Source organism: Streptomyces beijiangensis (assembly GCF_017315755.1).
In the GTDB taxonomy this organism is placed as follows: Bacteria; Actinomycetota; Actinomycetes; order Streptomycetales; family Streptomycetaceae; genus Streptomyces; species Streptomyces beijiangensis.
The window spans coordinates 1-9,151 of the sequence record NZ_JAFLRJ010000362.1; the positions used below are offsets into that span (position 1 = coordinate 1).

General features: G+C 67.0%; 12 protein-coding genes. 7 read left to right on the forward strand and 5 right to left on the reverse strand.

Features of this window, described 5'->3' with window-relative positions:
• Positions 1-197: 197 nt before the first annotated feature.
• The 3 genes from J0695_RS30870 to J0695_RS30880 all read left to right on the forward strand — a co-directional run bounded on the left by J0695_RS30870 (position 198) and on the right by J0695_RS30880 (position 3,309).
• Positions 198-1,004, forward strand: coding sequence for a leucine-rich repeat domain-containing protein (locus tag J0695_RS30870; protein WP_242553410.1), 807 nt, complete (start codon positions 198-200; stop codon positions 1,002-1,004).
• Between the two features lie 216 nt (positions 1,005-1,220).
• Positions 1,221-2,474: an ISL3 family transposase gene (locus tag J0695_RS30875; RefSeq protein WP_242553411.1), complete on the forward strand. Its 1,254-nt coding sequence runs from the start codon at positions 1,221-1,223 to the stop codon at positions 2,472-2,474.
• Positions 2,475-2,574: 100 nt separating this feature from the next.
• Complete coding sequence (locus J0695_RS30880; RefSeq protein WP_206967618.1) at positions 2,575-3,309, forward strand: barstar family protein; 735 nt, start codon at positions 2,575-2,577, stop codon at positions 3,307-3,309.
• 158 nt (positions 3,310-3,467) lie between these two features.
• Here the strand turns inward: J0695_RS30880 and J0695_RS45500 are convergent, their stop codons facing one another.
• Together J0695_RS45500 and J0695_RS30890 are read right to left on the reverse strand one after the other, a co-directional pair.
• The gene (locus J0695_RS45500) at positions 3,468-4,148 is read right to left on the reverse strand and encodes a phosphotransferase (RefSeq protein ID WP_206967620.1); all 681 of its coding nucleotides are present in this window, start codon (positions 4,146-4,148) and stop codon (positions 3,468-3,470) included.
• A 351-nt stretch (positions 4,149-4,499) separates the two neighbouring features.
• Positions 4,500-4,820: a DUF6907 domain-containing protein gene (locus J0695_RS30890; RefSeq protein ID WP_372445847.1), complete on the reverse strand. Its 321-nt coding sequence runs from the start codon at positions 4,818-4,820 to the stop codon at positions 4,500-4,502.
• A gap of 572 nt (positions 4,821-5,392) precedes the next feature.
• Between J0695_RS30890 and J0695_RS30895 the strand changes: the two genes are divergently transcribed.
• Positions 5,393-5,836, forward strand: coding sequence for a hypothetical protein (locus J0695_RS30895; RefSeq protein ID WP_206967624.1), 444 nt, complete (start codon positions 5,393-5,395; stop codon positions 5,834-5,836).
• A gap of 157 nt (positions 5,837-5,993) precedes the next feature.
• Here J0695_RS30895 and J0695_RS30900 read toward each other — a convergent pair whose 3' ends face one another.
• The 3 genes from J0695_RS30900 to J0695_RS30910 all read right to left on the reverse strand — a co-directional run bounded on the left by J0695_RS30900 (position 5,994) and on the right by J0695_RS30910 (position 7,895).
• Positions 5,994-6,254, reverse strand: coding sequence for a hypothetical protein (locus J0695_RS30900; RefSeq protein ID WP_206967626.1), 261 nt, complete (start codon positions 6,252-6,254; stop codon positions 5,994-5,996).
• A 199-nt stretch (positions 6,255-6,453) separates the two neighbouring features.
• On the reverse strand, positions 6,454-6,714 hold the full coding sequence (locus tag J0695_RS30905; protein ID WP_206967628.1) for an SHOCT domain-containing protein: 261 nt from the start codon (positions 6,712-6,714) through the stop codon (positions 6,454-6,456).
• Between the two features lie 764 nt (positions 6,715-7,478).
• The gene (locus J0695_RS30910; RefSeq protein WP_206967630.1) at positions 7,479-7,895 is read right to left on the reverse strand and encodes a hypothetical protein; all 417 of its coding nucleotides are present in this window, start codon (positions 7,893-7,895) and stop codon (positions 7,479-7,481) included.
• Between the two features lie 195 nt (positions 7,896-8,090).
• Here J0695_RS30910 and J0695_RS30915 point away from each other — a divergent pair, with 195 nt between their 5' ends.
• The 3 genes from J0695_RS30915 to J0695_RS30925 form a co-directional block, all read left to right on the forward strand.
• On the forward strand, positions 8,091-8,333 hold the full coding sequence (locus tag J0695_RS30915; RefSeq protein ID WP_206967632.1) for a DUF397 domain-containing protein: 243 nt from the start codon (positions 8,091-8,093) through the stop codon (positions 8,331-8,333).
• A 125-nt stretch (positions 8,334-8,458) separates the two neighbouring features.
• Entirely contained in the window at positions 8,459-9,052 is a 594-nt protein-coding gene (locus tag J0695_RS30920; protein WP_206967634.1) for a CGNR zinc finger domain-containing protein, read from the forward strand.
• 9 nt (positions 9,053-9,061) lie between these two features.
• On the forward strand, positions 9,062-9,151 hold a 90-nt coding region (locus tag J0695_RS30925), incomplete at its 3' end, for an ACT domain-containing protein (protein WP_307798821.1).

The window sequence follows — 9,151 nt, forward strand, 5'->3', positions numbered from 1 at the left end:
AAAGCGGAACAAGCTCAGTTCTCTGGTTTTGAAGTCACTTGGGACCTTGCGGTGGGACGATCGGCGTGCTTCTCCCGTTGGGGGCTGAATGCGCATATCGGCTAGCAAGGTCGAGTTGTACGAGCAGATGCCCGCTGACCTGTGTCCCTGCCCATATCCCCTGGTGGCAGCGGCTCCGGGGTCCCTATCTTTGATCCATGCTGGATGGGGAAGAACCAAAGCTCTTCGTGAACCGGTGGGGCGACACAGCGAATCCAGGCCCGCAAAGCCCGCTGTCCTCCCGGGACGCCTGCTCGTGCTTCGACCAATACCGCGTGCATCCTCGTGCCCGGGTGGGATTCCACACCGAACTTCAGGACACCACCGCTGAAGGCTGGCAGCATCTGCTCGCACTGATCGACGAGGCGGCCGCTGACGGCCGGGAAGAATTCCGTCCTCTGCTTGAACTCAGCCCACAGGAACGGAGGCAGATCATCACGCTGCCACCGTCCATCGCCCGGCTGCCGGCGGTCAGGCACTTCGTGCTCTACGGCAGCAACCTGGTCCCCATACTGCCCGAGATCGGCGCCATGGCCAGCCTGGAGGAGTTCAGCCCCTACACCTCGCACCGACTGCACTGGTTCCCCTACGAGATCACCCGCTGCACACGGCTCGTCCGGAGCACCGTCAGCACCCGTTCTCTATTCGGCAACTACAAGCTCCGTGCGCCCTTCCCACGCCTCCAGCCGCCTCAACAATCGGTCGCAGACCTCAACCTGACCGATCTGGCCCCCCGCCGCTGGGGAGTAACAGCCATACGCACGTGCAGCGTCTGCAACCAGCCGATAGACCGCGAGCTCCACCAAGCCTGGATCTCCTCGCGGGTGGCGACAGACGTCCTGCCCCTGCTGGTCAACGCCTGCTCAGCAACCTGCCTGACGGCCTTTCCCTACGGCGCCGAAGACCACATTCCTACACCGCACCAAGGCGGCCGCGTCGAACAGCCCGCGGCTGACTGGGACTAGCTGGCAGAGCACAAGCCGCCCTGCACGCCTGAGCGACTTCAAAACTCGGTTCTGGCACAGATCTTGGGGAGTGGTCGCGGAGCGTTACCCCGCTGTTCGATTGCGAGGAGACGGGTTCGGTGAGACCGCGTACGCCCTGTCATCCAGCGATCAGAATTGACGTTCCATCAGGTCCCTGCCGCCCGCTGCTGCAGCCGGTTGTGGCCGGTGATGGTCATGCAGACCGATGCGCCGTTCTGGGATTCGCTGGTGTTCGACGGAATCGACGATGTGGATGTCGAGGCGGTCACAGCCGCGTTCGGCACGGTCGAGGTGGCGGCGAGAGGCCGCACGGCCGGATCTGCATGTCCGGACTGCGGCCGTTTCTCGGACCGAGTACACGACCGCTACCAGCGCAGGCTGAAGGACCTTCCGCTCGCTGAGCAGGGCTTTGTGATCCTGCTGACGGTCCGGCGCTTTACCTGCCGGTCGGCGGACTGCCCGCGCCGGACGTTCGCCGAGCCGTTCTCGCAGCTGGCTGCCCCGCACGCACGGTTCACCACGCGGCTCAACCACGCCCTGGAGAGAGTGGGGCTCGCGCTGGCGGGGCGGGCCGGCGCCCGGCTGGTGGCCCAGCTGGGCTTCGGGGCCGGGCGCATGACCTTGTTACGGAGGGTCATGGCATTGCCCGATCCGCAGTTTGGTACTCCGCGCGTGCTGGGCGTGGACGACTTCGCGATCCGCCGGGGCCAGACCTACTCCACCGTCTTGACCAGCGTCGAAGACCATCGCGTGGTCGACGTGCTCCCGACACGCGAGGCCGGGCCGCTGGCCGCCTGGCTGATTCGCCACCCCGGCGTGGAGATCATCTGCCGGGACCGGGCCGGCGCTTACGCCGAGGGAGCACGACGCGGTGCCCCGGACGCTCTGCAGGTCGCCGACCGGTTCCACCTCCGGCAGGGCCTCGGCCGAGCCGTTGAAACCTGCGTTGCCGCCCACCGCGACTGCCTGCGCGACCCGTCTCCCAGCAGCATGTTGCCGGAGGCCACCCGGCTGACTTCCGGCCGACCGCAGGACGACCCGGCGCCCATCGGCCGGCGAGCTGAGCGTAAGAAGGCCGCGCACGCCCTGGTCCACGAGCTCCTTGCCCAAGGTCACTCGCGCCGAGCGATTGCCCGGCACCTGGGTTGGGGCCTCAACACCGTGCTCCGATACGCGAACGCCGCACGCTGGCAGGACACCATCCGCGAGAACCGGTCCCGACCCAGCAGGCTGGACCCCTACAAGCCCTACCTGGAGCGACGACTCGCCGAGGGATGTACGAGCGTCACCCGCCTCCACAGCGAACTCGTCGCCCACAACGCGCCCGTCACCTACCAGATGGTCCGCAGCCACATCGCCACCCTCCGCGGGGCCCCGGCCAGCGCGCCGCTCCGGCCGCCGACGGTGCGGCAGGTGACCGGTGGCTCACCCGACACCCCACCACGCTGAGCGAGGACGACCGCGCCGGTCTGAAGGATGTCCTGGCACGCTGCCCCGAACTGGACACGCTCGGGCTCCGAGCAAATGCCGTGCAAGGATCTCATCCACGATGACCAAGCCCACTCTGACGGAACACCGCTCCCCATGGGTCGTGTTCACCTCCCCGGCCGACCCATGGCTGGCGTCGGAAACGGCCGCGCTCGTGCAGCGAAACGGTCTGGTCCTGCGGCTGGACGGCCGGGAAATGCGGGATCCGGCGTCCGTCTTCCGCACCTTCGCCCGGGAGCTGTCGTTCCTCGGCTACTTCGGCCACAACTGGGACGCGCTCGTGGACTGCCTCCACGACTGGCACGGTCCCGGCCACGGGAACCAGGACCTCGCGATTCTGATCGAGCACGCGGACGACCTGCTGAAGTCGGACTTCCTCGGGCTGTTCGTATCGGTCCTCGCCCAGGCAGCCTGGAACTCCACCCTGCGCCTGGACGGCGACGGCGAGTTCGATGGGTGGCGGCCACGAATAGCCCAGCACTTCGTCTTCCTCTTGGAGCACACTGCACCCGTTGCCTTCACGGAGAAGGCGGCCCGCGGCATGGACGTGGCGGTGGCACTCGCGGACGGCCGCCTGCTCGCCACCCTGACCGACGTCGACTGGCCAGGCGGAGACCGCGCGTCCGCCCCCTGGACGGCCGGCCCGCTCTCCTTCGCAGACAAAGAGATCCTCAGTGGCAGGAACATCCAGGGCATCCAGCTGTTCCGAGACCACCTCGGCTGCTCGATCCACGAGGCCCTGGACATCCTCCAGTCCCGCTCTGAGCTCCTGCGCCGCGAACATTCGGACGGCTGAACGACGGGCCGTGCCAGCCAAGCAACTGGATTCGCTGAGCAGACGCCTCGACTGGACGAGATAGGACACCCCCGTCCTCGAACAGCGCGATTACTCTCCGCGACGATTCCCCAAGATCTGTGCCAGAACCCCGAAGTCGCGTATGTAGCCACCGCGACCTACGCGTGAACCCCGGCCAGCAGGGCCTCGAACCGGCGGTTGCTCGGCATGCAGTCCACCGCCCCGGCTCGCGTCTCCCACTGGCGGCACGTCGCCCTCACGAACGCCGCCACCGCCTCCGGGACAGCATCACGCCAAGACGGGAACCCGGCCGCCCACTCCAACGCTCCCTCGACCGGGGTGTCCGCCTCCATCAACCGCACCGCCGTGTACGCGACATCCACCCACGCCGGGCCTTGGGCAGCCATCGCCCAGTCCACCATCCACGCCTGATCCACACCGACCAGCAGATTGAACGGGTTCGTATCCCGGTGTACGAGCGTGCTGCCCCCCAACAGGCCGGCCTCCGCCGTCTCCAGATGGGGGCGTAGCAGTTGGGCCATGGTCGGTACCGGCACATAGTGCGGCACCGTGATCTCCTGTGCTGCGAGCATCACCCCGGCGACCAGCGGCAAATCAGGCGAGGCAGAACCGAGTTCGGCATGGCGGCCGTCCGCCCACTCGTAGGCCATCAGCTCCCAGCCGTCCGCCTCGACCTTCCACCCGAAGCCGGGACTGACCCCCTCCAGCAGCGGATAGACGAGCCGCTCCCGGTACAGGGACCCATAGGCCGCGTAGTCGGCCTCCGGGGCGCCCTTCACGAACCAGCGCCCCGACTCCGTGACCAGGCCCACCGTCACTGGGCACGTCAACCCGCCATACACCGGCACCACATCCGACACCGGGCCCGACCTCGCCAGCACAGCATCACGGACGGCTTCGGGCAGATCTTCCCACTCAGTACGAGGCACAACCCCACCCTCCAACAGCAATGGCGGACCGCACAAGCAGCCCGCCATCGTCACCACAGTGGATCAGCCCTGCGTGGCACCGCACTTCCGGCACCGCTGCTTACCACTCCACTCCGTCCCCTCGAGATCACAGTTTCTGGGCATGTCCACCTCATTCACAGAAGGTCGGCACGTCCTGATAGTCGCGCCGTCGTGCGCGCACACCCCCAGCCACAAGACCGGGGACAACTTGGGCGGGCCTCAGCGCATCTGCCCGCGCAGCACCCGCAACCCGTCAACGAACCCCTGCAACCGGGCGATGAGCACGTCCGCATCCTCGCCGGTCAGCTCCACATCGGACTCGCCCCCGACGTAAAGCACCTGCTCCGCCAGCCGGTCACCCTCATCAATCCGGCACAACTCCGCATGCAGCAGGACGTCCGAAGTGCCGGGCAGGGCGGCCGGGTTGGAGAGCAAAAGCAACGGCGAAAAATGCGCCGTCGACGACGGACCGAAATGATGCGCGATCGCGGGCACGCGATCCTTGCACCACAACGGGCACGGAGACGGGTGGTGGACCACCGGGGAGGCGATCGGGGTGGGCGCTCAGGCAGTTCTAGTCCTAGGCTCCACGACGAAGTCCATTCTTGACGGGACGGACTTACTGATCAGCGGGCCGGAAGCCGCTGGTCGAACTGGGCCGGGCGTTCGTAGCGCCCGGCTCTTTCGTTGCCTGAGATCTTTCACGAGATGCAGGGGTCTGACCAGGAGGTTGAACCTCCGCTGAGGGGGCGCCCGCCGATGAGCCAGCGCGCCGTCGACCTCAACACGACCATCCTGTCCAGCAGTGTCGCCATCGGCATGGGCGGCCTCGCGGTGACCGGCGCCCTCTGGGCCTCCAGCCAGGCCAACCCCACCGTCATCGCATGGATCTGCGGCTGCGCCGTGGGTCAACAAGGCACCAGGAGAGATGACTTTGGGTTGTCGGGTTCTCGCTTTTCTTCTATACGGAGCGCGATGCGGCCTGCCAGAATGCGCCCCGGCAGATCGTATGGGACCAGACAGTAGGTAGCGCGGTTGTGGCATCCGGGCTTTGGCCGCGCACCCAACATCAACTCGGGGAAGTTATGAGAATCCGTGGTGTTTTTGCTTCGATGGCGGTACTGGGAGCACTTGTTGCCGGCACTACCTTCATCGGCGCGACGCCGGCAGCGGCCACACTCAACTGTCCTGGCAGCGACCAAGACCCTTCGGATAGCTGGATGGGCTGGGACGCCACCCATACTCCGGCTGACATCTCGGGGGCCTACGCATACGGAGCAGAGTGCTGGGACGGCACCAACGGCCATCGGATCTACGCCAAAGCACACCTGGAGGACAGTGCCTCAGACGGCCTGTCCGCGTGCCTGCAGATCCACGCCGACTACTCGGACGGCGGAACACGGGACAACTGGCTCTACATCGGCGGCAAGGGGAACTTGACGTTCCAGCTATACAGCTACGCCTCGAACGTGAGGACGATCTGGGTTCGTGAGGGCGTCGGCAGCGGGGGTGTCTGCACCCGGATGGCCGGCGGTGTGGAGGTCGTCGGGCGCTGAGATGTTCGCCTGATGTTCGATGGGCTCTCACAGCATGTGATGTGAGAGCCCATCAGTCTTTGGCGGGCCTGTCAGCGACCGGAGCGGCTGGGGTTGCGGGTGCGGCTACGGCGCGGGCGATGAGTGTGCCCGGGGCGGGGGAGGAATCGGGGAAGACTCAGCCCCGCTCGCCGGCAGGGTTCTCCGGTTCGTCGCCGTAGAACCCTTCGAGCTGCGCGTTGAGTTCCGCCAGGTCCGGGTGTGCGGCGAGGTCCTTCATCTCGGCCTCTGTCAGCAACTCGGCGAGGCGGCGCATCGAGCGGGATGCCATTGTCGCTGCAGCTGTCCTGTCGAGTTCGGCCGCCCGCTTGCGGTGCAGTGCGGCAAGGGTGCGTAGCTGCTGTGCCCGACGCTCGTAGGGGTCAGGGCTTGCGCTCATGCGGTCTCCTCCTCGGCGGCCTGCGGGAAATCCGAATGCCCCGCCCGCGGATACTCGGACGGATCTGTCAGCGTATGCCGCGGATGCGCCCGCGCGACTGAACTCAACGACTGAACCTCTCATGCCGCACTGGCCGGAATAGCCCGCCTCGCGTCCCCCGTCGAGGCGGGCCAGTTCATATACATGGGCAGGGGCCTTGCTACAGGCTGTCGAGGATCTGCGTGCGGCGTTCGTCGTACTCGGTGTCGGAGAGGGCGCCCGCTGCCCGGAGTTGGTCCAGTGTCCCCAGCCGTTCGACGAGATCCGGCGGGGCCGCAGCGGCGGATTCGCCAGGCTTGGCCTGGCGCGCCATGAGCCGCGCCCTCAGAGCATCGGCCAGTGCTTTACCGTCGACCTTCGGCACGTTGGTGATGTTCGTGCGAACCCCGAACGAGTAGGTCGCGATGGTGCCCATCATCATCCGACCATGCCACTCGACGGAGCTGACCAATGTCGTACGGGAAGTCGGAGAGGGTCTGTGACATGACGCCATGCTTGAAGAAGAGCAGGCGTGCATCCGTCATCACGATGAGGCCCTGGCCGCCCCGTAGGTGCCCAAGGCGAGTCAAAGGTCGCCTGAGTGTCAGCTACGGGCGTTGTCCCTCCCGCTCCTTCCGCCTCAACGGCGGGGGTGGGGGGCGACTTCGTCGCACTCCGGGGCGGCCAGTCCTGCCCCTCTGTGCGCGGTACTACTGCTTCATGAGGCGGTACGTGGCGCTGCTCGGTTCGGTCTTTACGATGAGCCCGGTGGCGGCAACGTCACGCAGTGCTTGCCGGGCCCGCTTTTCCTGCTGCCATCTGTCCCCTCCTCCGCGCCCAGCGTCCTGCAATGCCGTAACGGCACGGCGCGTGTCCCGGGTTCCGCCGAGGGTACGGATGGTTTTTGCCAGGAACTCCTGGTGCGTCAACAGGAGCGTTCCCAGATGCTGAAGAGCAGGTCCGCTCATATCGGAGCCAGGCGCGCCGAAGGGTGCCGGCCCGATAGCGACCCGGCATAGGAACAGACAGGAACAGGTGAGTACCTGGTAGGGCGGGGGAGGGGCAGTGAACCTAGTGGTGGAACAACCTCTGCGGCCAGGTTTTCTCGATGTGGCTCGTGGGTGCCGACGAGCCCGCCAACTGACCGCTGCGGAGGGCCGACTCGCGTTGCACGCGGGCCGGCCCCTCCGTGAGGTGTGCCGAGGATCAGGCCTTGGTCGAACTGCTGCAGACCCAGTTACCGTTGTGGGTACCGGCCTTGCTGCGGACGATGCAGACCCGCACGGTGTCGTTCTCGGTCAGGTCGTAGTTGCACGTCGAGATGCCGGTGCCGGGCTGGCCGATGCTGGTCGTGTCATAGCAGCCGGTCCGGTGGTCCCTCCAGTCCCATGTGTCCGAGGCGATCTTCTGCCAGCGCTCGATCTTGGCCTGCACCGAATAGCCGTCCGCAGACTTGTCGGTCACATAGAGCCAGTCGCCGTCGGGGTAGAACGTCGCTACGCCCCAGGACTGGTTGACGCTCACGTTCAGTCCGCTCGCGGAGGCGGAACCCCCCATGCCGAGGACCAGGATGCTGCTCGCGACGAGGGCCAGACCGGCCGATACCGCCTTGCTGCGCGTCATGAATTGTTCCCTTTCCGAACTGACGGTCGAATGGGTGCATTGATCAAATCCTTGCCGCCGAGGGGATGTCAACTAATTAGCGGTGGCGGTGAGTTGCCGGTGCGGCGGTGTATGGCCGACGTCTGTCGGCCTCTGTCCGTGACAGGCGCCGATCGCTAGTCTGGCCACGGACGACGAACCGGGAGGAGCACGGACGTGGCCGAACGCACCACAAGTCAGCGAACCCTTGCGGGCTGGGGCAAGCCGGAGCTCGATCTCAGCAACGCGGACTGGCAGTCGGGCAGTCAAGGGAGGGGCGACGTCCAGATCGCCTTCGTAGAAGGATTCATCGCGATGCGCAACGGCAGCAGGCCGGGAAGCCCGTCGCTGATCTTCAACCCGGGGGAGTGGCGTGCCTTCGTCCTCGGCGCACGCGACGGCGAGTTCGACCTCACCTGACGTACGGCAGCCGACCCGCCCCGGCATCGCGGCAGCCGGAGCGGGCGCGGGGATGGGCGCAGGAGCAGGTCGCCGGCGGCAGACCGCTGTGCACTAATGCTTCATTGGGCAGATACCATTAGCTCATGGCTGCTCATGATCTGGCTCTCGATCTCGCCCTCACCATCCGCCACGACGGCCAGGGCGGGGTCGCCGACGACCTCGACACCCCGGAGGGCCTGACCCGCTGGGTGCATGACCACGCGGCCGGACTCGGTATCGCCGACTTCACGGCGGATACGGAAGCACTCGACGCCGTACGTGAGCTGCGCGCCGCCGTCCGCGCACTCTTCGCCCGCGCCGTGTGCCCCGGCGAGCCCAGCCCCGCCGATGCCCGGCGCCTGCTGCCCGTCGACGAGGCCCTGGCCCGGCTGAACGCCGCCGCGGCAGCAGTCCCCACGGTTCAGCGGCTCGACTGGCCGCAGGACGAGGGACCCACGTCGTACACGCTCGCCTCCCACCCGGCCGGGGAACAGCAGGCCCTCACCGCGGCGCTCGCCCGCGCCGCCGTTGCCTTTCTCGCCGGTCCCGACCGGACGCGACTCCGCGCCTGTCACGCCCCCCGCTGTGTGCGCTACTTCCTCAAGGACCACCCGCGCCAGGAGTGGTGCAAACCCTCCTGCGGCAATCGGGCCAGGGTCGCCCGCCACCACGAGCGCCACCGTACCGAGCCCGCATAGCCTGATCCCATGAACGGCGAGAGCGACCTGCGGAAACTTCTCAGCGGCATGCGGCCCGAACTCAACCCGGGCCGCTACGTCTACACCACGGCCCCCGAC